Raw genomic sequence first — 25,421 nt, 5'->3', positions numbered from 1 at the left:
ATTTTGAGCCGCTGATTATAGCATCAACGGCCCATGTGAACTGAATACAAGTCATCAACGATAGACCAGCACAGGCACACTGCTGTGGGTCAGCACTTTCTGAGTCTCACTGCCAAGCAGCAACCCCATAAAGCCACCTCGACCATGTGATGCCATAAAAATCAGATCGCACTGATGCAAACCTGCTGCCGCAATGATGGCTCGGTAAGGAAAATCATCCACTGCCGTATCTACATCACAATCAACATGCAGCTCATCCGCCACCCCTTTGGCCAAATCCAACACACGTTGCGCCTCTTTTTGAGTGGACAACAAAAACTCATCCGGGGTTGGGTTCACAACAATCGCCTCAGTGTAGGAAATCATTGGAAAATCAGGTTGGGCATAAAAAAACGTGATTTTAGCACCTGTCTCCTTCGCAAAACTGACGGCACGCCTGACGGTACTCTGAGACAACTCAGAGCCATCGGTCGGAACGAGTAAATGTTTGAACATGTCAATCTCCTTTATCAAAATTTAAACTTTTAAAACCTTTTAAAACAACACCTTATTTCACTTTATCTCAATGAACCACATGCGGTCATTTCTAATATTAACCAAGCCTCTCAAATGCAATGGGAAAGTAAAAAACGACTGTCTTCATTTAAATTATAGGCTTTTGCCGCATGGGTTGTGATGACAAATCACCCCAAAAAATAGAATAAAGTAAGGATAAAAATGGCATTTTGGAAACAAGTTTTGAAAACAAAAAATGCCACAGGTTAGACCTGAGGCATTCTCTTAAACAACCCAATCATCTGCATTTTTAATGGTTCAGGGACACCGACCATCATCCAAACAACCTCAGTACCCCTTCAATAACAATGCTCAGGTACGATAACGTCCCAACAACAACGGCACGACACCAATGGCCAAACCACCCACCGCAATTAAAGTTGTGATGCCATCAAAAGTCGGTAACAAATACAACCCTAAAAAGAACATCAACACACCCGATCCAAGCGGCCAAATCACATGTGAAAATGCATCATACACGCCTGATTTCAGCATGCCACGGTAATGCCACACGCAAGCAAATGCCGCCAAACCCATGTAAAAGCAAATGTGAAAACCAATCGCCATCACAGAGCTGTCCAAAATCGCTTTGACCGATGCCATGGTCGACGATGCCGCCAACAGCAACACGCCCAACAGCCAAATCACAAATGTCGCCACCCATGGTGTTTGCCATTCAGGGTGAATGTTTGCATAACGCGGATGCAGCATTTTGTCGCGCGACATTGCAAACATGCTGCGAGAGAATTGCAAAATCTGTGTTTCAACCGTCCCAATCGTGCTTAAGATCGTCGACAGCACCGCAAAGCTACTCCAAGGTTTGGGAAACAATTTATCCGCCACCGCATACAACACATTGGTGTTTGCAGCGGCAATTTCATCATCAGTCAAAACGATCAACACCACAATCATCATGATGATGAAAAATAAAATCAAGTTGACCATCGCCCAAAAAGCCCCACGTCCAGCAGGTTGCGCCTCACCTTCAGCAGCTTCTTTGGTTTCTTCCCCCAAGTTCATGGTCACATCCCATCCCCAGTAAAAGAAAATGGCGGTCAATGCGCCCGCAGCAAACGACTCAGGCGTGAATGAAAAAGGTGAAAACCATGCCCATGTAGGCATGTGTGCAGGCTTACCCCAATACTCAATGAAACCCGCAATGATCAGAGCAAAAATGATGATCGTTTCAATCACCGTCATGATCAGCTGTGCATAGCTCGCATGTTTAATGCCTTTCGTCACCACAATCGTGATCAAAGTCAACCAAACGGCCGCCACGAAAGCCACCCAACGCGTGTCTTCGATGAGGTCAGGGGATAAATCAAATGCGTTTTGTGCAATCAACAGCGTCGATGTGGCCGCAGGAATGGTCGCCGAAACCATGAACACAATCGAAGCCACCAACAAACCCCAACCTGCAAAAAATCCCCAAGTCGGCCCAAACACATGACCCACCCAAGCATACGTCGCCCCCGCATTGGGTGAAATTTTATTCAAATGGGTGAATGCCAGCATGATGCCAAACATGATTAAACCGCAGTATAAAATACTGCCCACCGCCAACTCGCCGACCACCGACACAATCACCGCCGTTGTCACCGCCACACTGAATGCAGGGGCAGTGCCCGCAACACCCATCACCGCTGATTCAAAAGTACCCAAAGAGCCTTTCGCTAAACTTGCTTTTTCTGACATGTTGTCTCCTTTTTTTATTTTCAATCGAGATGCTTTCAACTGAAAAGATCCTGCTATATTTCGCCACAATTAAACCAAAGAACGAATGGCGCATGATACATAAAAAAGAGACCATCACCCCCTTCCACATTTCACAAAAGAGACCAACCACTTTTTAATTCTCATTTTAGAAAAAACCGCATTAAATCAAGGGATATACACCGGCCAACACCATTTCGCACTCAAGGGATAACGGTTATAAACTAAAAAAGTCAATATCGCTTTTAAAGTCCAACACGCACTCGCAAAAAACGGGCAAATCGAGGTAAGCCTGCTGCCGTCAAATCATTGAATTGATAGGTGATGGTCGAACCAATCTCAGGTGGATGAGCACGCTGAGCATCACTCAACCCGCCCCCGACATTGAATTCACGTCCATCCGCACCTCGCACCCTCAATGCACCCAATTGGTGTGCATACTTGCCATTCCCCCGCAAATGTGCGACAACCACAGCCTCAGCATCCTGTAACGGCTTCAATTTATACAGTACATCGCTTCGCCCCGTCTCATAAACCGCACTCGCCAAATGCAACATCAAACCTTCGCCGCCCTCTCGAGTCACCTCATCCAAACGCTGTTGTAGCTGCAAACGATCACGTAAACGAAACTGTCTTACTGCAACCAATTGAGGATTGTGTGCGTCACGGACGATGCGCTCAATCTGTTGCACCCGTTGCTCAAAAGAACCCTCTGCATTTGGCAACTCAAACACCATGTACTTCACACGCCGCCAATCCACATCATTGGGCGTACGTTGGCGCACAATGCCTGACGTCACTTCAAATTGTCCACGACCTGACCACAATTCACCATCCAAGGCTTGAGCAGGTAAAGCACGCGTGAACCATTCAGGTGCAGCCACCACGCCGCCACCACGAAAACGCAACACCCGCCCATCCCAAAAAGCACGCACGCCATCATATTTTTCGCTGACAAGGTAATCTGCCACACGCACGTCAGCAGGCAACTCTTTGGCCAACAGCAATGCAGGCGGTGCAGCAACGGACACAGGTGCAACGGGTGCAATCTGCCCTGCAAGTACAAGATTTGATGTGCTTTGCGCATGCGCGCTCCCAAGCATGCCGATCAGCAGAGCCGCCCCAGCATACAGTCCCACACAATCAACATTCGAAGTCCGCCACCTATTTTTCCAAACCATTCTCCACCCCTTGATTGAAGTCACACCATTTTGCATCCGTCCAGCTCGCCAAAACGCTATAATAGCGTTTCTAGTTTTTTCAAATTCACATTAAGTTCAGCACCATGACCACGCACGCCACCACACAACCCGCCCCATACACCCCGAATACCCTCGAAACCGCCGTTCGTGCGACATGGACAGCCGACGACGTTTACACCGTCACGGAAAACAACGACAAACCAAAATTTTACGCCTGCTCCATGTTGCCTTACCCATCGGGCAAACTGCACATGGGTCATGTGCGCAACTACACCATCAATGACGTGATGACCCGTCAACTGCGCATGAAAGGCTATAACGTCCTCATGCCGATGGGCTGGGATGCATTTGGCATGCCCGCTGAAAATGCCGCACTGAACAACAACGTTCCGCCCGCCAAATGGACTTACGAAAACATCGCTTACATGAAAAAACAAATGCAAGCGATGGGCTTGGCGATCGATTGGTCGCGCGAATTTGCGACGTGTCAACCTGAATACTACCGCTGGAATCAATGGTTTTTCCTGCAAATGCTCGAAAAAGGCATCGCCTACCGCAAAACCCAAGTCGTGAACTGGGATCCCATCGATCAAACCGTTCTCGCCAATGAACAAGTCATCGACGGTCGCGGCTGGCGTTCAGGCGCATTGGTCGAGAAACGTGAAATCCCCGGTTACTATTTAAACATTTCCAACCCAAAATACGCCGAAGAATTATTGAATGACTTGGACGATTTGGGCTGGCCAGAACGCGTCAAATTGATGCAAAAAAACTGGATTGGCAAAAGCACTGGTGTGCGCTTTGCGTTCACGCATGACATCAAAGACAGCAGCGGCGCATTGATTCAAGACGGCAGAATGTACGTTTTCACGACTCGCGCCGACACCATCATGGGCGTGACCTTCTGCGCCGTGGCAGCCGAACACCCGTTAGCGACACTGGCCGCCGAAACCAACCCAGACTTAAAAGTGTTTATTGAAAAATGCAAATTGGGCTCAGTCATGGAAGCCGACATGGCGACCATGGAAAAAGAAGGCATGAACACAGGCCTGCAAGTCACGCACCCACTCACAGGTGAACCTGTGGATGTGTGGGTCGGCAATTATGTGTTGATGACCTACGGCGATGGCGCGGTCATGGGCGTGCCTGCGCATGATGAGCGCGATTTTGCGTTTGCACAAAAATATGATTTACCCATCAAACAAGTGGTCAAAGCAGGCGACACTGCTTTTTCAATTGAAGCATGGGCGGATTGGTACGGCGACAAAGAACAAGCCGAATGCGTCAACAGCGGCGCATACGATGGTTTGAAATTCAAAGAAGCCGTTGCCAAAATCGCCGCCGACCTATCCGAAAAAGGCCTTGGCGAACTCAAAACCACCTACCGCCTGCGCGACTGGGGCATCAGCCGCCAACGCTACTGGGGCACACCGATTCCACTGATTCACTGCGATTCATGTGGCGTTGTACCCGTCCCCGAAAAAGACCTGCCTGTCGTTTTACCAGAAGACTGCATCCCTGACGGCTCTGGTAACCCATTGAATAAACGCGAAGATTTCCTCAACGTCGCCTGCCCAAGCTGTGGCAAACCCGCACGTCGCGAAACCGACACGATGGACACATTCATTGATTCATCTTGGTATTACATGCGCTACACCAGCCCAAATGCCAACAGCATGGTCGATGCCCGCAACGATTACTGGATGCAAATGGATCAGTACATTGGCGGCATTGAACACGCGATTTTGCATTTGTTGTACGCCCGTTTTTGGACAAAAGTCATGCGCGACATGGGCTTGGTGTCATTCAACGAGCCGTTTAAAAACCTCCTCACGCAAGGCATGGTGCTCAACGAGACCTATTACCGCGAAAAGGCCAATGGTCAAAAAGAATGGTTCAACCCCGCCGATGTCGAAGTTGAGCACGACGACAAAGGTCGCCCAGTGGCTGCCAAGTTGATCGCCGATGGCGACATGGTGCACATTGGTGGCACCGAAAAAATGGCGAAATCGAAAAACAACGGCATTGATCCACAGGCCTTGATTGAACAATACGGCGCGGACACCGCCCGCCTGTTCACCATGTTCGCCTCACCACCAGAACAAACCTTAGAATGGTCTGACAGCGGCGTTGAAGGTTCGCACCGTTTCTTGCGTCGCGTGTGGAATTTCTGCCAATCTCAAAAAGACAACATTGCCGTTTTAAAATCAGCAGAACTGACCCCTTCAGCGGCCGCCAAAGACTTTCGCTTCACCGTACACACGTTGCTCAAGCAAATCAACTTTGACTACGATCGCCTGCAATACAACACCGTCGCTTCTGGTGCAATGAAATTGCTCAATGAACTCGAAGCCGCCTGTAAAAACGATGTCGCGCCATTGGGCAAAGCTTTGCCTGAAGCCATTTCGATTTTACTGCGCACGCTGTACCCGATTGTGCCTCATGTGACTTATGCACTCTGGAACGAACTTGGCTATGCCGACAGCTGTGGTGATTTGCTTGATGTGGCTTGGGCAGAATTTGATGCCAGCGCGCTCGAACGCAGCGACGTGACCTATATGGTACAAGTCAATGGCAAACTGCGAGACCAATTGACAGCGGCTAAAACGGCAGACAAAGATGCATTGCAAACATTGGCTTTGGCGCTGCCCAATGTACAAAAATTTGTGGAAGACAACCCCGTGAAAAAATTCATCGTTGTCCCCAACAAACTGATTAACATCGTGGTTTAAACACACGCATTGCCAAGGATCGACATGTTTGTACTGAAAAAAATCGCCCTGACCAGCAGCATCATTGTCACCGCATTCAGCTTCTCTGCATGTGGCTTTCACCTGCGCGGCAGCACCCATGCAACAGCGATGAGCTATAAAACACTGTCCATCATTGGCGATTCAAAAAGCAATTTACCCAACCAACTCGCCGATGTGATGCGCGGCCAAGTGATTCAAATCACACCGCCCGCACCGGCGCAGGTGACGGCTGAAATTGGCGATGTCGTTCATACCAAAGCAGTTTCAAGCAAAAATGCAGCGGGTCGGGCGATTGAATACCGTTTATCCACCTTTGCCACCATGCAAGCCTATGATGCCAACAAAAAACAACTGATCGCCCCCGTGCGCTTATCAATCAGCCGCACGCTGTCTGCTGGCGACGGTTACGACACGGGACTGGACTTAGAAGAATCGCGCTTATACAACGACATCGACATCGAATTGGCCAATCAAATGCAATACCGTCTGCGTGCGATTAAATTAAACGGTGCACAATAAACACATGACTTCAACCTCAGCATGAGCCCAACATTCCGCCCCCCCCTTAAACCGCTGTACGTTATCAGCGGCGATGAGATTTTATTGATTCAAGAGTCCGTCGATGCCCTGCGTGCAGCCGCCCGCGCGGAAGGCTACAGCGAGCGCGAGGTGCTCAATGTTGAAGGTCGATTTGATTGGGGACAACTGACTGAATCGTTACAAAGCCTGTCGCTTTTTGGTGATCGAAAAATTGTTGAACTGCGCATCCCTTCAGGCAAGCCTGGAAAAGACGGTGGCGATGCACTCAAACAACTCGCCAGCCAATTATCCGATGACGTGCTCATCATCGTCACCCTGCCCAAACTTGATAAAACCAGTAAAAACAGCGTGTGGTTCAAAGCCATCTCCACCGCAGGCGAGTTGATTGAAATCAGCAATGTGGTCCTGGCGCACTTACCGCGCTGGATCTCAGACCGCCTGAAAATCAACAACCAATCCGCCAGCCCCGCTGCATTGCAATTGATGAGTCAACAATTTGAAGGCAACCTGATTGCCGCCCATCAAGAAATTCAAAAACTTGCCCTGCTCTTTCCAGCGGGTGCACTGAACGATGAACAGGTTCAACACAGTGTCTTTAACGTTGCCCGTTACGACGTTTTTGGTTTATCTGAAGGCCTGCTCTCAGGTAATGTCGCCCGAGTTTGCCGCATGATCGAAGGCCTCAAGGCCGAAGGTGAATCGATCATCCTTGTTTTATGGGCGCTGACCGAAGATGTCCGTACGCTGACTGCATTAAAAATCGAAGTCCAAAATGGTGCTCACCTCGCCAGTGCCATGCGCGAAAAACGCGTTTGGGGGCCACGTGAAAAACTGATGCCACTGGCAGTCAATGCACTCACATTGCCCTTCTTAAAAAATGCCCTGCAACGCACCCATGAACTCGACCGCTTGGCCAAAGGCCTGAGCAAAGGCGATGTATGGGATGCGACTTTGCAACTGGCCAGCCAAATGGCACTGCGAATTCAACAGAAAAAATAAAGCAATCTTTAACTTTTTAAACACCTTGCATTTTAAGAAAAAAAACATTATGATTGAGCCGCTGTAGCAAGCACTTCATCGGCGGGGGCCGCTGAAAACAAGGCTTCGGTAAAACGTAGCCACCAAACAAAAAACCAGACTTCGCGTCTGGTTTTTTCATTTAACTTTTTCATTAAAACTTTTACATCAAACGCCATCAGATGCTACTAAAGCTGTAGGAATCCGCCACCGATGGAGTGTTTGCTACAATCGCAACACTTAAATGTAACGCCTTTTTACAGTTTCAGTCCCCCACCGATGAAGTGTTTGCTACAATGCCCTTCCATGATGTCATGTCCTAAATTCGGTTTCAGTCCCCCACCGATGAAGTGTTTGCTACAATGTGACAGTGTTTGTTGACGTCGCCGTCGTTGTTTCAGTCCCCCACCGATGAAGTGTTTGCTACAATCGATGATTGAAAAAGAATGTATATCATAGTGTTTCAGTCCCCCACCGATGAAGTGTTTGCTACAATAAACGCACGCCGCCTCCACGTATCAGGTCTGTTTCAGTCCCCCACCGATGAAGTGTTTGCTACAATGCAGGCACAGGCATCTCGATTGCGGGCGGTGTTTCAGTCCCCCACCGATGAAGTGTTTGCTACAATTCTGGTGTCTTGGGCGGCATGTTCTCGGCAGTTTCAGTCCCCCACCGATGAAGTGTTTGCTACAATACCCGTTGTTGGCGTTGAATGGTTACAACGGTTTCAGTCCCCCACCGATGAAGTGTTTGCTACAATTTGATGCGTGACGGGGCAAAGTCAAGGAGTGTTTCAGTCCCCCACCGATGAAGTGTTTGCTACAATTTTGCGACACGGCCTGATGGAGTATTTGCCGGTTTCAGTCCCCCACCGATGAAGTGTTTGCTACAATAAAATGTGGGCAGTCCTGTAGCGCCTGTTCGTTTCAGTCCCCCACCGATGAAGTGTTTGCTACAATAAAGCAAAAAATATTTTGACAAGCAGTACAGTTTCAGTCCCCCACCGATGAAGTGTTTGCTACAATGCTTAAGGACACACCATGACCACAATCGCAGTTTCAGTCCCCCACCGATGAAGTGTTTGCTACAATGACGGGTGGCCCTCATGGCTAAAGTCCGCAGTTTCAGTCCCCCACCGATGAAGTGTTTGCTACAATCGTGGTCATCAATGCAACAGGTGTTTTTGTGTTTCAGTCCCCCACCGATGAAGTGTTTGCTACAATACCCCTGCAATATCCTCTTGTTTATCAAGGGGATTTTTTCTTTTCAATAGACTAAAACAAGTCAATTTGTTCATATTCATCAGGCTTTTGCTTGGTCTTTTTGGTGCCATAAAACTCTTCTGTCATGGCCCATTGTTTATCTGTTACAAAAAAGAATGCAACCGATGCACCTGCTGGGATGTTTGAACGCAGGCGCTCAATGACCGCATTCGCTTGGGCATACGTCGGGTAATGTTTGACATACAGCGAATACTGCAGCTGTAAAAAATTTTCTTGCAATAGTTTCTTTCTAAACAAAGTGTAATCACGACGCTCTTCGCGTTCAGTCATTGGACAATCATATACGGCTAGACACCACACGATGCGCCATCCATTTCTCATTCGGCTCACAGTCATGATGTAAACCAATCTTTAGGGAGCTTGAGTTTGACGGCGTGTTGCGTCATTTCAAGCACTTGACAGTAGCTGCGCACCGTTTGTGTGATGGCTTGGGCAAGCCGATAACGGTTGTTATCGTCATGGGTCAAAATCAAATCACACCACAGTGCTTTGAGTAGGTTTTGTTTGGCGTTTCCTGTAAAGGGTTGATCAATGTCTGTCAATTGTGCCACAGCCCATTCAGCGATACAGCGATAGGGCTCAATAAAATCATCGGCTAAGTTGAATGGATTGCCTTGGTTGTGATGTCCTACCCCTAAGCTTGGGTTAAGCCCAGAGGCAATCAACTCACGTGCGATGCTGGTCCTTAGCATGGCGTAAGCATAATTCAGTCGTGCATTGACTGGGTCAGTTGCATCTTGCTTTTGGCGTTTCTGACCGTGTTCAGCCAATCTAGGGTGGGTGAACCAGCATTGCCAAAAATGTTTTGCGGCTTGCCCTTCGATGTGTGTCGCGTCATCAGGTTGTACTTGTTGAGCCAAACGCTCCATGCGCACAGCTCCATTGAGCCCAAGTTGACGCAGCACTGCGCCACCATTGTGTACTTTTGCAGTAACAAGTTGTTGCCAAATCAGTGCTTGACGTCCCTTGTGTTGCAGCAATGCAATCTGTTGCATCAATCGGGTATTCGCCACACTGCTGGCTTGCTGACTTAGAGGGTGTAACACAGCACTTGGCATGTGTTGTCCATCAGTGATGATGACCGCACAATCTGACTGTCCAAGCACACGTAAGGCGTGGTGGCTGATGGTGATCTGCTCATGGTGTAAGCACAGGACAGCCAAGTCACTTGCCAGTTCCATACGTTGTGCACCATCAATTTTTCTAAAAACAATTCGCCCTGTATCCACACTGATGTGGCAGGGGCTTTCAATCATTAAGACGCGTTGGTCTGCCATGGAATGGATCCTCTATGATTTCAACAATATCCCAAAGACTGACACTCCCAGCTCTTTTAGGTAAAGTGAGTAAGAAATTTTGACGGCCCTCCTCTTGTTTTAAGGAAGAAATCGCACAAACCTTTTGCATTGACTCGACTCTATTTGCAGCTTCATTCAAACTGACCACTACATATGAAAGGCCATTTTTTGCTAAAACAGTATCCCCCTTAAAGACCCGCATCCATCCTTCTGGTATTTTTTTCCCTTCCCTGGCACCATAGCTGTTCACCACTTTAAAGCCATCGACTGGGTTATTGGGATTCCATGCAATATAAGCATTCTCATCACAAATCAAATATTTGCTCAGTTGTACTCCTTGTTTATTTGAGTGCCTTATTTTGATGTGCTTACTCGCCAAGTAAAGTGCTTTTATTTGACGAACCTTCACAATGGGCTGTCCAGTGCGGGGATGTGCGGGTGGTATAAGCCACAAATGTTCTGTGATTTTGGCGTATTCTTCTTTGCTTGGGCTGCTGCTTCCCCAATGTTTCTGACAAAAATCGGCATGGCTTTCACGTAGTGCTTTTTTAATTTCGATGCCAGCAATGCCTTCAATGTTGCCATTGGTTGCGGCATCGTCTTTGCCTATCAGCTCCCGCACGGGATAACGGCGGGTCAAGTGCGCTTGCCTCATGTCATCAATATATAAACCGTAAGCCATTTCTTGAAACCATGCACCCCCTCCTTTACGGTCAGGTCGATGTGTCAGCTGTTGTACTTGACAGCTGACACAACTTGATCACGCAGGCGTGCCATCGGCTCTTCTCGACGTCCAAAGCGGATTTTTTTCTGTATTTCCAATGGTTTTTTTGCTTCCTCTTCACAGCGTTTTTTATATTCATCTGCCATTCGTTTGACCATACTGCGATTGCACAAGGCGGTGACGATGGCATCGATCAGGTGATGGCGATGATCACAACGTTTTTCAAGAAGGTATAAACCCGTTTGACGCAGTTCAGCAAATTCATCTGGGGTCAGCCGTTGCTTGTTCCAGTAGCGCCACAGCAAGGTGGATTCTTTGCCTGCTTCATCATAAAACATGGCTTTAGCGGGGACAATTGCTTCTTTAATCTCGCCTTTTTCATCATGGCTGCTGTATACGGGTAAGCCTTCAATGATGCGAACTTCTGGAATCACGCTTTCGAGCTGCCATTGCCCACGCAATTGAGCGGTCATCTGCCCTTTGGTACACTCCACATTCACACCCAAGCTGCGCAACCATGTGGCGGTGATTTTGGTGATCCACGCAGTTTCATTGAATTGACGGTCACAAAACTCATCGAGGATCGCATCATCAATGGCGTTGCTTGGGGTTTCGGGTAGTTCCAGCAACATGGCTTTACGGTCTTGTTTCAATTCCCGCAGTCGCATTACCAATTTTTCTATGGGGCCTGTATTGAATGCAAAGGCTTCCATAGGTACACGTTTGCCTTTTTTATCATTGCAATGACGATGTGCCAATACGATTTCTGAATATTTGCGTCCCACCTGGGTCAGAGATTGCGGGATGATGTGTTCAATATTGGTGGCACTGCCATCATAGATTTCCATCACACCCATGTTCTTTCCACAATAGGGACAATCGTAACCTTGGTCTTGTGCCAGACGATATTTGAGTACATTGGTTTTTGAGTATGGAACTTTATATTCAACCATATTTTGTGCTGCTTTTTTATTGATGGTTTTATTTTGATTTTGACTTTTTTGAATGTCGTTTCGTCCCGAAATCCCTTGACTCATTTCCCGTGCCATCTCGACCACAATGCGCGTTGGCTTACCATGCTTGATGATAAAAGCATTCACCACTTTCTTTACCTGCATGAGCGCCACATCCACGATGCCATTGCCTGTTTTAACAGGATTATCAAGCACATCGAGGATCACCAATGCATTTGCCTGTTCTTGTTTATACAGGTCTTTGATCGCGCTGTGCTCATCAATATGCCCCTCCGAGAACTGAACACTTTCTTTAAGCCAAACATTTATTTTTTTTAACGCTTTCACACTGTAGGATGCCCGACCACTGTCGAATCGCAAACTACTTAAACGATCACATTTTTCATGTTTGCGAAACATGTCAATGAATTCGATGAAACGTGGATCTTTGAACATGGCGGCTTGAGCCTTTTGACGGGCTGGTTGGCCACTTTTTGTGGGCAAGTCAGGTAAATAAAAGTGCTCAAACCAATTGTCTGGGTACAGTGATTCGACTGAGCCCAAATCACTCAAAAATGAAATCACCCAGTTTTGACGATTGACATGGTGCTTATCCCCCTCCTGAGCTCTAAGTAAATCTTGCCAAGCATCATACAAACCCAAACCATGCCAGCGTTTATGAGTGACATTGCCTAACAAGCCATCTCGCCCACCGCTGCCTAAGTTTAAATTTTCAGGTGAACCCGCTTCACGGAAAGGTGCTAAAAATTTATAAATCTTTGCAAAACTCAACTCACCATCAATGTCCAACTGAATGGGATCATGCAAAGCTTGGCGAATGGCATTCAACTCAGCATCACTTAAATGCTTGGCATGACGACCATACCCCCAGCGCAGATCAGCCAGCGTTTTTTCTATACGAAATGTTTGAAATGCAGGATGAACGCGTGGTGCCCTCGGTAAGTTTCTTTCAAGTAAACAACCACCTACCATGGGCGCAACCGACTTCAATGGTCGCTGATAGAACAGCACATCCATGAATCTCTGTTTGAGCTGGCCTCCCGCAAATTGATTCAGTTCTGGATGGTGTTCAGTCTGTGTCTTCCAAATCAAGTCAAATTCGGCTTTAAGTTCATCACGTAAGGCGTATAAATTGTAAAAAGTTTTTTTAATGATTTCGCCTGTCTTCTTATCCACCTGTATTTCGACTTCATCATCAATGGCTTCGCATGCATCGGTAACGTACGTTCGATCTGTACCTGCTTTTAGAATGCTGGGTAAGCCACGGATGGCACGATCCAGCATGTATTGCCCAATGGTCGCTGTTTCACGCAGTTGCATGATGTGGCTCAAGCGATGGTGACCTGGCTGAACATCCCCAGTGAATAACTTGACTTGCTCATCAAAAGTTGAACTTGATTTTAATTTTTCTTCTTGTTTTCTAGATAAAGATTTAAATCCAGATGAGTAACCACGCCCTTTAGACACCACGCCCTTTAGACAAATGAATAATGATGGCAGCTAAATCTTTTAATTGAACAGGATGCGTCGCAGCACGCGCACGTAAAGCCAAAGTTTGAAACTGCTTCAATGCAGGCACAAATGCATCATCATGAAAAATCAAGATTTGCTCTGCATTGTTTAGATACTTATCGCAAAGTACTCCCAAATCTTTTAATCGACCTTGGCGACGATCCCGTTGTTTACTGGCTTGTCGACTCTCGCGACGAGATTTTTTCTTCGATACCAAAGTGCCTTGCTCATTGACAACAGGCTCCTTAAATAAGTAAACATGGTGATCAATGATGCTCACTGGGATGGCATTATCATCAGATGGATTATCAAAGGATTTTAATTGTATTGCAACCGCCCCCACAGAACTGGTACCCAAATCCAAACCCAAAACATATTGTTTCATTTAACCCTCCATTAAAGAAAGTGAAAACACATTCTACATTCACAATTTGATAAACGTCCAGATAAAAACCATAATAAAAATAGGGAATATAAAAGCAGTCTCGATTGCCAAATACACCTATGAAAAAATATTTTTCATAGGTGTATTTTATTACTTTAAAAAAACTTATAACTTTTCAAATTCAATATTGAAAAAGCTCGACGAAAGCAGGCCTTTATTTTTTCCGCCCCACATCAACTCGCAAATACAGACAAATAAGGTAACGTGTGAGATAATAAAAACGTAATTTATCACCCCTACTCGCAAAGGAAGTATTATGCACAGCACCCTCCTCTCTCACGCTTTGACCATTGAATTTCCAGAATTGGCTGAAAAAGTTAAATCTTTAAAAGAAAGCAACGCTCATTTTGTTAAATTACTGGATGAGCACGATGCACTGGACAAACAAATCACCCAAGATGAAATGGGTGTCAAGGCCATCAGTGACGACGCATTGCATGCATTGAAACAACAACGCGCTCACCTCAAAGATGAACTTTATCGTATGGCAACAGCCGCTTAATCTAAAACATCGCACCATAACATGACCGACGTAAAAAACTACATGCTCACTTTGGGCAAAACGGCACGAGCAGCTTCACGTGCCATGGCACGTGCCAGCACAACCACGAAAAATGCTGCTTTGCTCAAAATGGCGGCGTTGATCGAGGCGCAAGCCGATCAACTCAAAGTCGAAAACGCAAAAGACATCGCCAATGCCACAGCCAAAGGTTTGGATGCTGCATTCATCGACCGCTTGACGCTGTCTGACAAAGCCATCACCACTATGGTGGCAGGATTACGGCAAATCGCAGAGTTGCCCGATCCCATTGGGCAAATGATGAATTTCAAACCGTTACCATCGGGCATCAACGTCGGTCAAATGCGCGTGCCTTTGGGCGTGATTGGCATCATTTATGAATCACGTCCCAACGTCACCATTGATGCCGCAGCGTTGTGCATCAAATCTGGAAACGCCACCATTTTGCGGGGTGGTTCTGAAGCTTTGAATTCAAATCAAGCACTCGCCACCATCGTGCAGGCGGGTTTAGCCAGTGCAGGCTTGCCTGCTGAAGCCGTTCAAGTGGTCAATACCCCTGATCGCGCAGCGGTTGGCGAACTCATCACCATGACCGAGTATATTGATGTCATCGTTCCTCGTGGCGGCAAGTCGTTGATTGAGCGCCTCATGAACGATGCGCGCGTGCCAATGATTAAGCACCTTGATGGCATTTGCCACACTTACATCGATGTGGCGGCAGATGCTGAAAAAGCAATCAAAGTGTGTGACAACGCCAAAACACAACGCTATGCACCGTGCAATGCAATGGAAACGTTATTGGTTAATGCAGATGTTGCAGCCAATATTTTGCCTTCTTTATGCACAATTTATCAGGACAAAGGCGTGGAGTTGCGCGTTGATGCAAGCACTCGAGCGACATTAGAAGCCGCAGGTTTTTCTAAACTGGTCGATGCCACAGAAGAGGATTGGTCAACCGAATACCTCGCCCCAATTTTGTCGATCAAAACGGTGGCAAATGTCGATGAAGCCATTGAGCACATCAACCATTATGGCTCAGCGCACACCGATGCCATCGTCACCGAAAATTTTTCAACCGCACAACGTTTCTTACGTGAAGTGGACTCATCGTCGGTGATGGTCAATGCGTCAACCCGATTTGCAGATGGTTTTGAATATGGTTTGGGGGCTGAAATTGGCATTTCCAATGATAAACTGCATGCCCGCGGCCCAGTGGGTTTGGATGGTTTAACCAGCGTGAAATACATTGTGTTGGGTGATGGCAATATTCGCACCTGATTTCATTTAATGCTCGGGGACATAGAACCCACAGCAACTCGATTCACATGGCGGGCATCAATGCCCGCCCTACTTTTATTTAGCCATGAATTTAAATCAAAACATCACTGAAAATGTCCGCACTGCCTTGGCTGAGGATGTGGGTGCGGGCGACTTAACCGCTCAACTTGTCCCCGCCGATGCCCGTGCACAAGCCCGAGTCATCAGCCGTGAAATGGCCGTATTGTGCGGTCAGGCGTGGTTCACCGAAACATTCAAACAAGCCGCACCCAGCGCGACGGTTGAATGGCACGCGGTCGAAGGCGATGTGATGCAAGTCAACCAGACCATCGTCACCATCACAGGCAACGCCCGTGAGTTGCTCACGGCTGAACGCACGGCGTTGAATTTTTTACAACTGCTTTCAGGCACAGCGAGCACAGTCAAGCAATATGCCGATGCGCTCAAAGGCACAAAGACCAAGATTGTCGATTCGCGAAAAACCATCCCAGGTTTGCGTTTGGCACAAAAATACGCGGTCACCGTTGGCGGGGGTCACAACCATCGCTTGGCATTGTACGATGGCATTTTGATTAAAGAAAACCACATCGCCACTGCGGGCGGCATAGCCCCAGCCCTCGCACAGGCACAAGCGGTCAAAGATGCCGCGACAGACAATCCATTCGCAGCCGATGCATTCGTGATGGTTGAGGTTGAAACCTTGGTGCAATTGACTGAATCCCTTGCCGCGGGTGCCAAGCTGATTTTGCTCGATAACATGAGCCACGACATGATTCGCGAAGCCGTGGCAATCAACATGACGTTCAATAATGGTGAAGCAGACCTCGAAGTATCGGGCAATGTCAGCTTGGACAATGTTCGCAGCTACGCCGATTTGGGCGTAGATCGCATATCCAGTGGCTCATTGACCAAACATGTGCGAGCAGTTGATTATTCAATGCGCATGAGCAGAATCTAAAGAACTAAAAAAGGCGCATGATGCGCCTTTTTTTAATCATAGAATCGTCTCAGCTTGGTCACTCGACTGATGTAAACCTTTGTTTCTTCAGGCATGTCATCAAAACCAGACGCACCACTGGCAAGGTAGCGATCCACATTGCCGATGCCCCAGTTATAGGCCGCCAAGGTCAATTTCAAATCACTGTGATAATGGCTGTACAGTTGTGACAAATACACGGCTGCCGCTTTGGCCGCAGGCTCTGGACGATAAGCATCGTCCAAATTTAAAGAGCGAGCCGTCGCGGGCATGATTTGAAACAAACCACCCGCGCCCACATGGCTGCGCGCATTGGCTTTACCACCTGACTCTTGGTGCATCACTGCAGACAATAAACCTTTGGGCAAATCATATTGTCGTTCTAAACTGCGCAAATCCAAAACGCTGCGCCAATCCTTAACCCGCGCGTACGCACGCGCATCGGAGCCTTTTGGGGTCGAGCCGCATGCAACCAAACCAAATGACAGCACGATACACATACACAAAGAAATTTTTTTGCATTTATATTCATTTAGAAATTATACCCATCCGCATGTGATGTGACTTCCCCACTGGTGATTTTTTTTAATTTTGTATCATTTCAATCGTTTTCAAGCAAAAAATCAGTTTTCAGCACATCCTTTACACTCTAAATTAAAAGAGTGCCTAATATAATAAAGGGTCTTAGGAAGCAAACGCATTAAAATATGCGCTAAGCTCTTGAGACCAAATGAAAAACAAGTACTTCAAACATTCAAAAATTAGCGAAGCGAAGTTTCGCCAAATTTTACGGTATTTTGCCCTTGATTTAACGGCAACGGAATGTGCTGCGTTAAGCGGCATATCCGTTCGTTCAATCAACACCATTTACCTCAAGATTCGTCGTCGTTTGGTGATTGTTTGTCTCCAAGGCTCACCACTCAAAGGAGAGTTGGAAGCCGACGAATCATATTTTGGTCCGCATCGTGTTCGAGGTAAACGCGGACGTGGTGCTTCAGGTAAAACCATCGTGTTTGGTTTACTCAAACGTGATGGCAATATCTACACTGAGATTGTGCCTGATGCTTCCAAAGCCAGCCTGCAAGCCATTATTCGTGGGAAAGCAGACATTAACAGCGTTATCCATACCGATGGTTGGCGCGGCTATAATGGCTTGGTGGACATCGGGTTTGATAAACACTTCCGGGTGAATCATGGTGCCGATGAGTTTGTAAATGGTTCTAATCATGTGAATGGGATAGAATCATTCTGGAGCTATGCTAAACGTCGTTTGGTTCAGTTTAACGGCGTTCCGAAAAACACATTTTTACTGCATTTGAAGGAAACTGAATTTAGGTTTAACCATCGCAAAAGCGACTTGTATAAAGTGCTTCTTAACATGCTGCGAGATGAGCCGTTATTGAATTCTGCTTCCTAAGACCCTAATAAAATAATAAATCGGCTTTCAAAAACAAATGCTTTTTCAGCCATTCACTTCACAGCCATTGAAATTGAACTGAAATGAGCTGAGATGAAGGCACTCATCAACACAACCCGCCTCAAATCCGCAAGGTGTACAATAGAAACAGCTTTTCCTTATATGCTCAGTTGCAAACCCCAACCACACATTAAGAGGATTTCCATGCCACACAACCTCCACCACACCCTTAAAACATTCACTGCTGGCAACGGCACAACGGCACAATTTTACAGCCTGCCTGCTCTCGAAGCCATTGGCATGGCGAAGATTTCCCGATTGCCCGTGTCAATTCGAATCGTTCTCGAATCAGTTTTACGCAATTACGATGGCAAAAAGATCACTGCTGAGCACATTCAGCAACTCGCCCATTGGCAACCCAATGCCGCACGTGTGGATGAAATTCCTTTTGTGGTGTCGCGTGTGGTGTTGCAGGATTTCACGGGTGTGCCTTTATTGGCGGATCTCGCAGCGATGCGCAATGAAGCGGAAAAAATGAATCACAATCCAAAGATCATTGAGCCGCTGGTGCCGGTGGACTTGGTGGTTGACCACTCAGTGATGGTGGATCAATACGCGTCACCAACTGCTTTGCGCCACAACATGGAGTTGGAGTTTGAGCGCAACAATGAACGTTATCAATTCATGAAATGGGGCATGCAGGCATTTGATACATTCAAAGTTGTGCCTCCAGGCATCGGCATCGTGCATCAGGTCAACCTCGAATACCTGTTTCGTGGCGTGCATGTGAAAAACGGTGTGTATTACCCAGACACTTTGGTGGGCACTGATTCGCACACCACCATGATCAACGGTGTCGGTGTCGTGGGTTGGGGCGTCGGTGGCATTGAGGCTGAGGCGGCAATGCTCGGTCAACCCGTGTATTTCCTCACGCCTGATGTGGTGGGCGTTGAATTGTCGAACAGTTTACTTGACGGTGTGACCGCAACCGATTTGGTGCTGACCATCACTGAAATGCTGCGCCGTGAAAAAGTGGTGGGTAAATTTGTCGAGTTTTTCGGTGAAGGCACAGCCAGTCTGTCTGTCACCGATCGCGCCACCATCGCCAATATGGCTCCCGAATATGGGGCGACCATGGGCTTTTTCCCTGTCGATGACAAAACCGTTGATTACATGAGCAAAACGGGGCGCGATGTGACCGAAATTGCCACATTTAAGGCCTACTTCCAAGCACAAAACCTATATGGTGTGCCACGTGCAGGTGAAATTGATTACTCAACGCACCTCAAACTTGATTTGCACAGCATTGTGCCCTCGCTTGCAGGGCCCAAACGCCCACAAGACCGCATCGCTTTGACCGACATGCAAACCACATTCAACCATTTACTCAGCGCATCCACAGCGGACAATGGTTTCAACAAAACAGCAGGTGCAGAAAACGAGCGCTTTGCCATCGAAGGCAGCGAAAGCACACTGGGTCACGGCGACGTGGTGTTGGCAGCAATCACGTCATGCACCAACACTTCCAATCCAAATGTCATGCTCGCGGCGGGTCTGCTGGCGAAAAAGGCGGTGGAAAAAGGTTTGAAAGTCGCACCACACATCAAAACCTCACTGGCCCCAGGCTCACGTGTGGTCGCTGAATATTTGAACAAATCAGGTTTACAGGCTTACCTCGACCAACTCGGTTTCAATGTGGTCGCCTTTGGCTGCACGACCTGTATCGGCAATGCAGGAGACCTCGCACCTGAAATCAATGAGGCCATTCTCAGCAACGATGTGATTGCCGCAGCGGTCTTGTCAGGCAATCGCAACTTTGAAGCCCGCATTCACCCAAACATCAAAGCCAACTTCCTCGCCAGTCCACCGCTGGTGGTCGCATTCGCGATTGCCGGTCACATGAACACAGATTTGAGCAGCGAACCCTTGGGCACTGGCAACGATGGCCAACCCGTTTATCTGCGTGACATTTGGCCGACCTCAGATGAAATCAACGACGTACTCAAGTTTGCATTTGACCCCGAAGTGTTTAAATTGCTCTACACCGATTTTACCAAAGACCTTGACCTCTGGAAAAAAGTACCAGCACCCACAGGACAAGTGTATTCATGGCCAAAATCAACCTACATCGCTCAACCGCCTTTTTTCAATCACTTTAAAATGTCCACAGACCCCATCAAAGGGTTGACGGGCATGAAAGCCCTGCTCGTGCTCGGCGATTCGGTCACCACCGATCATATTTCACCCGCAGGCTCGTTCAAAGCCAGCACACCGGCGGGTCAATGGTTGGAATCTCAAGGCGTGCGGCCACAGGACTTTAACAGCTACGGCTCACGGCGTGGCAACCATGATGTCATGGTGCGCGGCACATTTGCCAACGTCCGCGTGAAAAATCTCATGCTACCAGCCAATGCCGATGGCTCACGCATCGAAGGTGGCTACACCCTGTGCAATGGCGAATACACCACCGTCTACGACGCAGCGATGAAATACCTCGCCAACGGCACCCCATCCATCGTTTTTGCGGGTGATGAATACGGCACAGGCTCATCACGTGACTGGGCGGCAAAAGGCACGCAACTGCTTGGTGTCAAAGCGGTGATTGCCAAATCATTTGAACGCATCCACCGCGCCAACCTGGTCGGCATGGGTGTTTTGCCCCTACAGTTTAAGAATGGCGAATCCGCAGAAAGTCTTGACATCACAGGCAATGAGACGTTCGACATCATCGGCGTCAACGATGACATCACACCACAACAAGACATGACGTTGATGATTCATAAAAAAGATGGAACAAGTGCACACGTTCAAGTGCAAAATCGCATTGACACCCCCATTGAGGTTGATTACTACCGTCACGGTGGAATTTTACCTTTTGTCCTTCGCCAATTGCTCGATAACAGTGGTAAAATCGCAGGCGGCACGGCAGCAAGTGCTGGCGTGGCTGCGGCGGGCGCAGCGTTAAGTCATGGGCAGCATGACGAACATAAGGTGATACAAACAGCAATGACAAACGACTCAAATAAAACTTCAACCGAATACAAAACCACAACACCCCATCCCGAATCCAGCAGCCTAAGCAAATGGGTGGGTGCTGGTGTCGCTGCCCTATTGGTTGCCCTTCTGTTCCGTGGCTGTGGCGTATGGGACAAAACCATCGAAGCCCCTAAAGCCGTCGCACCAGCAGCTTCCGCCGCACTCGCTAAATCGGCAGAACAACCTGTTGCCACCAAACCCATACAACTCATGGGTGTGAACAAAAATGGCAAATTTGAGCTCTCAGGCATTGTGCCCAGCGAAGACATCAAAGCGGCCATTGATGCTGAACTGAAAAAAGTCTTCGGTGAAGGCAATTACATCAACAACCTCACAGTCAGTGCAGATGTCAAACCATCGACATGGACAAGCAAAATCACGGGCATGTTTGACCTGTTCAAGCTCCCAGGCGCAGAAATGAGCGTTGATGGCGACACCATGACGTTGTCAGGCACTGCCGCCAGCCTCAAAGATAAATTGCAAAATTATTTTGGCGACACCATGAAAGTCAATGCATTGGACATTGCTGAAGCCGCCAAAACAGCCACTGGCAGCGCAATGGATGCTTTGAATGCCCTCAAAGCCGATGCCTCAGGCCAACAAGTATTGGACGCACTCAGCTTACAAATCATTAATTTTGCCAGCGGCTCCACGGCCATCCCAGCAGACAACCAAGCTGTTTTGAAAAAAGCTGCGGAATTTTTGAAAGCCAAACAAGACTTTAAATTTGAAATCGGCGGTCACGCCGACAACAAAGGCAATGCTGCAGGCAACCTCAGCTTGTCAGACAAACGTGCGGCAGCCGTACGTAACTTCCTCATCGCCAATGGTGTGCCCGCTGCCATGATGACAGAAAAAGGCTACGGCGACACCATGCCTGTCGCTGACAACACGACGGAATCAGGCCGTTTGAAAAACCGTCGGATTGCTTATAAAACAATGTAAATGTCATAAAATCAACGACTCAACAAAAAATCCCTTGCCAAAGCAAGGGATTTTTTAAATGCAAACACATCAGGCTCAATCAGCTCACTTGCTTCAATTGAAAGACTTTGCGATTATCCTCATCCACGGTCACATTCGGCGTGGTCAATAATTTTTCACCATAAAACACCGAATTCGCACCCGCCATGAAACACAGGTTTTGTGCCGCCCAGTCCAACTCATGGCGACCCGCCGCGAGGCGCAATGTCGTTGAAGGCATGATGATGCGCGCCACAGCAATGGTGCGAATCCACTCTTCATCATCGATGCGATCGACATCCGCCAAAGGTGTGCCTTCAATCGGAACGAGGCGATTAATCGGTACCGATTCTGGATGCGGTGACATGTGCGCCAATATTTGCAACATACTGATGCGATCCACCCGCGATTCGCCCATACCGAGGATGCCACCCGTACACAGTTTCAAACCCGCAGAACGCGCTTGGTTCAATGTATCGATGCGGTCATTGAATGTTCGAGTGGTCACAACTTTGTCGTAATACTCGGGTGAAGTGTCGATGTTGTGGTTATAGAAATCCAAACCCGCTTCTGCAAGCGTTGCCGCTTGTTCTTGCTTGAGCATACCCAAAGTCATGCAGGTTTCCAATCCCAATGCGTTCACACCTTCAATCATTTCAATCAATGCAGGCATCGCCGATGCGGGTGGGCTGCGCCATGCCGCCCCCATGCAGAAGCGTTGCGCACCTGCGTCTTTGGCATTTTTTGCAGCGATCAATACTTCGTCCACTGGCATGAGTTTTTCGCGCTCCAGTCCCGTATCGTAATGTGCCGATTGTGAACAATAGCCACAGTCTTCAGGGCATGCACCTGTTTTGATGTTCAATAAAACCGCTTTTTCAATGGTATGTGTGCCAATAAATTGACGGTGCATGGTCTGTGCCTGATACACTAAATCCATGAATGGCAACTCATACAAAGCAGCGATTTCATCTTGCGTCCAATCATGGCGCATGGTTTGAGCATGTTCGTGAATAGGGTGTTCGTTGTGTCCCATTTGGGTTATTCCTCGTGTTTTTAATATGCGACATCTTAGCGCAGTTAGAACTCAAAAAGAAGAATATTAAATGGTTTCATTTGTAGCTTATTTATCAAAAATAAAAACTTTTAATGAAATTTAACAACTTTTAACACCAAACGCATGGCATGAGGTCAACAGCCTACACTTGCGCTGTGATCATGCGTCTAAAAAATAAAAGAACATGTGCCATACAGCAACCATGCGTGGCAGGACTTTTAAATCCTCCAGACGGACCATCAATCATTTCATCTTAATGACCACTTTACCCTTCGCTCGTCCTGTTTCCACATAGGCCATCGCTTCATTCATGGCTTCAAATGGAAACACCTTATCCACCACAGGGCGGATTGCACCTGTTTCAATGAGTCGAGTGATTTGCTCGAGTTGTGCGCCGTTGGCTCGCATAAATAAAAATGAATAACTCACATTTAATTGTTTGGCTTGCTGACGAACACGCGCGCTGATCAGTCTGAATACATTTTTTAGAAACCACCCCGCCTGACTGTCTTGCCCAAACGCGGGGTCAGGAGGTCCTGAAATAGACAGCAACTTACCGCCTGATTTAAGCACTCGCAATGATTTTTTGAGCGTGGGTGTGTCTTGGCTGTTCAACACCACATCGTAGCCTTTAAGAACCGCCTCAAAATCTTCTTTTTTGTAATCAACCACCACATCGGCACCGAGGCTTTTAACCCATGCCGCATTCGCAGTGCTGGTGGTGGTCGCTACAGTTGCACCAATGTGTTTCGCCAGTTGAATGGCAAATGTCCCCACCCCGCCAGAGCCTGCTTGAATGAATACTTTTTCCCCTTTTTTAAGCTGGGCTTTTTCAACCAATGCTTGCCAAGCCGTTAAACCCACCAACGGAATGGATGCGGCTTCTTCCATCGTCAAGTTTTTGGGTTTCATCGCCACATCATTTTCATGGATTGAAATAAACTCAGCAAATGTGCCCACACGGTGATCGGCTGGACGTGCATACACTTCATCACCAATTTTGAATCGACGGACCTTGGCACCCACTTTCACCACGACACCCGCCACATCATGCCCAAGAATGAATGGTGTTTTATAGGGCAACAGCAGTTTAAATTCCCCATTTTTAATTTTGGCATCCAATAAATTAATGGCTGCCGCATGCACCTGAACCAAGACATCATCCTCTTGTACCTGAGGTTCAAGTACATCAACCAGCTGCAAATCATGTTTTTTACCATAGTGATGAACAACAAATGCTTTCATTATTTTTCCTTTTGAGATGTAGATTGACAGTATATTGCTGTTATTTTTTATGCTCGGAGCATTGGATCTGTTTGTGCTGAGTTCAATATTTTATGTGCCATTTTTGGAAAAAAACGACTTAAAAAATAAATGACCTTGGTGTCACCGACGCGAATGACATACTGGTTTTTTTTCAACCCTGAGATCAAATGATTCACCAAAGTTTCTGGGCTGATGGCTTTGGCGGGCATGCCTTCGGCCATGTCTGTTGCAACCAGTGGTGGTAAAAGCTCAAACACTTTAACTGAACCATCGATGATTTTCAGGTGATTGCGCAGCGATTCGGTGTAGAAGCGCACCGCTGCTTTGGAAGCTGCATAAGTCGGGCTTAGGTTAAAAGGCTGGTAGCTCAAAATAGATGAGGTGTTGATGATGGCAGACTCGGGCTTACTTTTGAGCATGTCCATGAATGCATTATTCATGCGAATGATGCCCAAATAATTGATGTCCATTTCATATTCAGCCGCCTCGGCATGTGCCGCATTCGTTATGCCTAAATTCTTGGGCTGACTCACCACACCTGCATTGTTGTACAGTATGTCAATGCCACCCATGGCTTGGACTTGCTTGAGTAAGGTTTGCACATCTTCGGCTTTTGCCACATCACTGTTAATGGCTGTGATGCCAGGGTACATTTTTTTGGCCGCATCGAGCTTGCTCTGATTTCGTCCCGTGATGATGACTTGTGCGCCGTTCGCTAAAAATTGCTTAACCGCTTCCAAACCTATGCCTGAAGCACCACCCGTGATGAGAATGGTTTTTCCTTTGAGTTGCATGATGTGTCCTTTAATATTTGAATGGATTATTCATCGAAATGGTGTTACTATCGAATTGAGATCATGTTACTACTGTTTTGATATTTAATCACTATCAA

Annotated in this window: 21 protein-coding genes and 1 CRISPR repeat array; of the genes, 8 read left to right on the top strand and 13 right to left on the bottom strand. The window is 47.4% G+C overall.

The annotated features are described in order from the left end of the window. Nucleotides 1-54 precede the first annotated feature (54 nt). The 3 genes from DTO96_RS06480 to DTO96_RS06470 all read right to left on the bottom strand — a co-directional run bounded on the left by DTO96_RS06480 (nt 55) and on the right by DTO96_RS06470 (nt 3,449). Nucleotides 55-495 carry a universal stress protein gene (locus DTO96_RS06480; RefSeq protein ID WP_114562750.1) on the bottom strand — a complete coding sequence of 147 codons (441 nt, stop codon included), beginning with the start codon at nt 493-495 and terminating at the stop codon, nt 55-57. Nucleotides 496-867: 372 nt separating this feature from the next. Beyond that, nucleotides 868-2,250 (bottom strand): APC family permease, encoded by a 1,383-nt coding sequence (locus tag DTO96_RS06475; protein ID WP_114562749.1) that lies wholly within the window; start codon nt 2,248-2,250, stop codon nt 868-870. Nucleotides 2,251-2,513: 263 nt separating this feature from the next. Beyond that, the gene (locus DTO96_RS06470) at nt 2,514-3,449 is read right to left on the bottom strand and encodes a DNA ligase (RefSeq protein WP_225972441.1); all 936 of its coding nucleotides are present in this window, start codon (nt 3,447-3,449) and stop codon (nt 2,514-2,516) included. Nucleotides 3,450-3,553: 104 nt separating this feature from the next. On the opposite strand from DTO96_RS06470, the gene leuS reads away from it, so the two are divergent. Genes leuS through holA form a run of 3 tightly spaced genes read left to right on the top strand, consistent with a single transcriptional unit; the run spans nt 3,554 to nt 7,762 of the window. Further along, nucleotides 3,554-6,202, top strand: coding sequence for a leucine--tRNA ligase (gene leuS / locus DTO96_RS06465; RefSeq protein WP_114562748.1), 2,649 nt, complete (start codon nt 3,554-3,556; stop codon nt 6,200-6,202). A 24-nt stretch (nt 6,203-6,226) separates the two neighbouring features. Next, nucleotides 6,227-6,742 carry an LPS-assembly lipoprotein LptE gene (locus tag DTO96_RS06460; RefSeq protein WP_114562747.1) on the top strand — a complete coding sequence of 172 codons (516 nt, stop codon included), beginning with the start codon at nt 6,227-6,229 and terminating at the stop codon, nt 6,740-6,742. Nucleotides 6,743-6,763: 21 nt separating this feature from the next. Continuing rightward, complete coding sequence (gene holA / locus DTO96_RS06455; protein WP_114562746.1) at nt 6,764-7,762, top strand: DNA polymerase III subunit delta; 999 nt, start codon at nt 6,764-6,766, stop codon at nt 7,760-7,762. A gap of 47 nt (nt 7,763-7,809) precedes the next feature. Here holA and DTO96_RS12680 read toward each other — a convergent pair whose 3' ends face one another. From DTO96_RS12680 to DTO96_RS06430, 6 genes are all read right to left on the bottom strand, one after another. Continuing rightward, the gene (locus tag DTO96_RS12680; protein ID WP_157964351.1) at nt 7,810-7,959 is read right to left on the bottom strand and encodes a hypothetical protein; all 150 of its coding nucleotides are present in this window, start codon (nt 7,957-7,959) and stop codon (nt 7,810-7,812) included. A gap of 17 nt (nt 7,960-7,976) precedes the next feature. Then, a CRISPR array of direct repeats spans nt 7,977-9,003; the repeat unit is 36 nt; unit sequence GTTTCAGTCCCCCACCGATGAAGTGTTTGCTACAAT. 51 nt (nt 9,004-9,054) lie between these two features. Continuing rightward, nucleotides 9,055-9,384, bottom strand: a complete 330-nt coding sequence (gene cas2 / locus DTO96_RS06450; RefSeq protein ID WP_225972440.1) for a CRISPR-associated endonuclease Cas2 — start codon at nt 9,382-9,384, stop codon at nt 9,055-9,057. Nucleotides 9,385-9,395: 11 nt separating this feature from the next. Then, nucleotides 9,396-10,340, bottom strand: coding sequence for a type II CRISPR-associated endonuclease Cas1 (gene cas1 / locus DTO96_RS06445; RefSeq protein ID WP_114562744.1), 945 nt, complete (start codon nt 10,338-10,340; stop codon nt 9,396-9,398). Continuing rightward, nucleotides 10,312-11,043 carry a hypothetical protein gene (locus DTO96_RS06440; RefSeq protein WP_114562743.1) on the bottom strand — a complete coding sequence of 244 codons (732 nt, stop codon included), beginning with the start codon at nt 11,041-11,043 and terminating at the stop codon, nt 10,312-10,314. Before DTO96_RS06440 ends, cas1 begins: the two co-directional genes overlap by 29 nt. Nucleotides 11,044-11,087: 44 nt before the next feature. After that, nucleotides 11,088-13,526 carry a type II CRISPR RNA-guided endonuclease Cas9 gene (gene cas9 / locus DTO96_RS06435; RefSeq protein ID WP_114562742.1) on the bottom strand — a complete coding sequence of 813 codons (2,439 nt, stop codon included), beginning with the start codon at nt 13,524-13,526 and terminating at the stop codon, nt 11,088-11,090. Next, nucleotides 13,519-13,956 carry a hypothetical protein gene (locus DTO96_RS06430; RefSeq protein ID WP_114562741.1) on the bottom strand — a complete coding sequence of 146 codons (438 nt, stop codon included), beginning with the start codon at nt 13,954-13,956 and terminating at the stop codon, nt 13,519-13,521. The genes cas9 and DTO96_RS06430 overlap by 8 nt, the downstream gene beginning before the upstream one ends. 316 nt (nt 13,957-14,272) lie before the next feature. On the opposite strand from DTO96_RS06430, the gene DTO96_RS12775 reads away from it, so the two are divergent. The 3 genes from DTO96_RS12775 (at nt 14,273) to nadC (ending at nt 16,772) form a co-directional block, all read left to right on the top strand. Continuing rightward, nucleotides 14,273-14,518 carry an HP1242/YdcH family protein gene (locus tag DTO96_RS12775; RefSeq protein ID WP_192878959.1) on the top strand — a complete coding sequence of 82 codons (246 nt, stop codon included), beginning with the start codon at nt 14,273-14,275 and terminating at the stop codon, nt 14,516-14,518. A 21-nt stretch (nt 14,519-14,539) separates the two neighbouring features. After that, nucleotides 14,540-15,814, top strand: coding sequence for a glutamate-5-semialdehyde dehydrogenase (locus DTO96_RS06425; protein WP_192878958.1), 1,275 nt, complete (start codon nt 14,540-14,542; stop codon nt 15,812-15,814). Between the two features lie 85 nt (nt 15,815-15,899). Continuing rightward, nucleotides 15,900-16,772: a carboxylating nicotinate-nucleotide diphosphorylase gene (nadC, locus tag DTO96_RS06420; protein WP_114562740.1), complete on the top strand. Its 873-nt coding sequence runs from the start codon at nt 15,900-15,902 to the stop codon at nt 16,770-16,772. A gap of 32 nt (nt 16,773-16,804) precedes the next feature. Here nadC and DTO96_RS06415 read toward each other — a convergent pair whose 3' ends face one another. Then, on the bottom strand, nt 16,805-17,290 hold the full coding sequence (locus DTO96_RS06415; RefSeq protein ID WP_114562739.1) for a lytic transglycosylase domain-containing protein: 486 nt from the start codon (nt 17,288-17,290) through the stop codon (nt 16,805-16,807). Nucleotides 17,291-17,520: 230 nt separating this feature from the next. Here DTO96_RS06415 and DTO96_RS06410 point away from each other — a divergent pair, with 230 nt between their 5' ends. Both DTO96_RS06410 and acnA read left to right on the top strand, forming a co-directional pair. Further along, nucleotides 17,521-18,207: an IS1595 family transposase gene (locus tag DTO96_RS06410; protein ID WP_114562080.1), complete on the top strand. Its 687-nt coding sequence runs from the start codon at nt 17,521-17,523 to the stop codon at nt 18,205-18,207. A gap of 204 nt (nt 18,208-18,411) precedes the next feature. Beyond that, the gene (gene acnA, locus DTO96_RS06405) at nt 18,412-22,188 is read left to right on the top strand and encodes an aconitate hydratase AcnA (protein ID WP_114562738.1); all 3,777 of its coding nucleotides are present in this window, start codon (nt 18,412-18,414) and stop codon (nt 22,186-22,188) included. A 79-nt stretch (nt 22,189-22,267) separates the two neighbouring features. Here the strand turns inward: acnA and bioB are convergent, their stop codons facing one another. From bioB to DTO96_RS06390, 3 genes are all read right to left on the bottom strand, one after another. Next, nucleotides 22,268-23,242, bottom strand: a complete 975-nt coding sequence (gene bioB / locus DTO96_RS06400) for a biotin synthase BioB (RefSeq protein WP_114562737.1) — start codon at nt 23,240-23,242, stop codon at nt 22,268-22,270. A gap of 264 nt (nt 23,243-23,506) precedes the next feature. After that, nucleotides 23,507-24,508, bottom strand: a complete 1,002-nt coding sequence (locus tag DTO96_RS06395; protein WP_114562736.1) for an NADP-dependent oxidoreductase — start codon at nt 24,506-24,508, stop codon at nt 23,507-23,509. A gap of 47 nt (nt 24,509-24,555) precedes the next feature. Then, nucleotides 24,556-25,323: an SDR family oxidoreductase gene (locus tag DTO96_RS06390; RefSeq protein ID WP_114562735.1), complete on the bottom strand. Its 768-nt coding sequence runs from the start codon at nt 25,321-25,323 to the stop codon at nt 24,556-24,558. Between the last annotated feature and the right edge of the window lie 98 nt (nt 25,324-25,421).

This window comes from Ephemeroptericola cinctiostellae (assembly GCF_003339525.1).
GTDB lineage: Bacteria > Pseudomonadota > Gammaproteobacteria > Burkholderiales > Burkholderiaceae > Hydromonas > Hydromonas cinctiostellae.
Note: the sequence above shows the minus strand (reverse complement) of the source record. Positions and strands in the feature narration are given on the sequence as shown.

Bases quoted from the DNA above. Each gene is read 5' to 3' on its own strand.
- DTO96_RS06395 (WP_114562736.1), bottom strand. From the start codon at position 24,508: ATGAAAGCATTTGTTGTTCATCACTATGGTAAAAAACATGATTTGCAG.
- DTO96_RS06415 (WP_114562739.1), bottom strand. From the start codon at position 17,290: ATGTGTATCGTGCTGTCATTTGGTTTGGTTGCATGCGGCTCGACCCCA.
- DTO96_RS06430 (WP_114562741.1), bottom strand. From the start codon at position 13,956: ATGAAACAATATGTTTTGGGTTTGGATTTGGGTACCAGTTCTGTGGGG.
- cas1 (WP_114562744.1), bottom strand. From the start codon at position 10,340: ATGGCAGACCAACGCGTCTTAATGATTGAAAGCCCCTGCCACATCAGT.
- DTO96_RS06475 (WP_114562749.1), bottom strand. From the start codon at position 2,250: ATGTCAGAAAAAGCAAGTTTAGCGAAAGGCTCTTTGGGTACTTTTGAA.
- DTO96_RS12680 (WP_157964351.1), bottom strand. From the start codon at position 7,959: ATGGCGTTTGATGTAAAAGTTTTAATGAAAAAGTTAAATGAAAAAACC.
- cas2 (WP_225972440.1), bottom strand. From the start codon at position 9,384: ATGAGAAATGGATGGCGCATCGTGTGGTGTCTAGCCGTATATGATTGT.
- DTO96_RS06390 (WP_114562735.1), bottom strand. From the start codon at position 25,323: ATGCAACTCAAAGGAAAAACCATTCTCATCACGGGTGGTGCTTCAGGC.
- DTO96_RS06460 (WP_114562747.1), top strand. From the start codon at position 6,227: ATGTTTGTACTGAAAAAAATCGCCCTGACCAGCAGCATCATTGTCACC.
- DTO96_RS12775 (WP_192878959.1), top strand. From the start codon at position 14,273: ATGCACAGCACCCTCCTCTCTCACGCTTTGACCATTGAATTTCCAGAA.
- DTO96_RS06480 (WP_114562750.1), bottom strand. From the start codon at position 495: ATGTTCAAACATTTACTCGTTCCGACCGATGGCTCTGAGTTGTCTCAG.
- nadC (WP_114562740.1), top strand. From the start codon at position 15,900: ATGAATTTAAATCAAAACATCACTGAAAATGTCCGCACTGCCTTGGCT.
- DTO96_RS06425 (WP_192878958.1), top strand. From the start codon at position 14,540: ATGACCGACGTAAAAAACTACATGCTCACTTTGGGCAAAACGGCACGA.
- acnA (WP_114562738.1), top strand. From the start codon at position 18,412: ATGCCACACAACCTCCACCACACCCTTAAAACATTCACTGCTGGCAAC.
- DTO96_RS06440 (WP_114562743.1), bottom strand. From the start codon at position 11,043: ATGGCTTACGGTTTATATATTGATGACATGAGGCAAGCGCACTTGACC.
- bioB (WP_114562737.1), bottom strand. From the start codon at position 23,242: ATGGGACACAACGAACACCCTATTCACGAACATGCTCAAACCATGCGC.
- leuS (WP_114562748.1), top strand. From the start codon at position 3,554: ATGACCACGCACGCCACCACACAACCCGCCCCATACACCCCGAATACC.
- DTO96_RS06470 (WP_225972441.1), bottom strand. From the start codon at position 3,449: ATGGTTTGGAAAAATAGGTGGCGGACTTCGAATGTTGATTGTGTGGGA.
- holA (WP_114562746.1), top strand. From the start codon at position 6,764: ATGAGCCCAACATTCCGCCCCCCCCTTAAACCGCTGTACGTTATCAGC.
- DTO96_RS06410 (WP_114562080.1), top strand. From the start codon at position 17,521: ATGAAAAACAAGTACTTCAAACATTCAAAAATTAGCGAAGCGAAGTTT.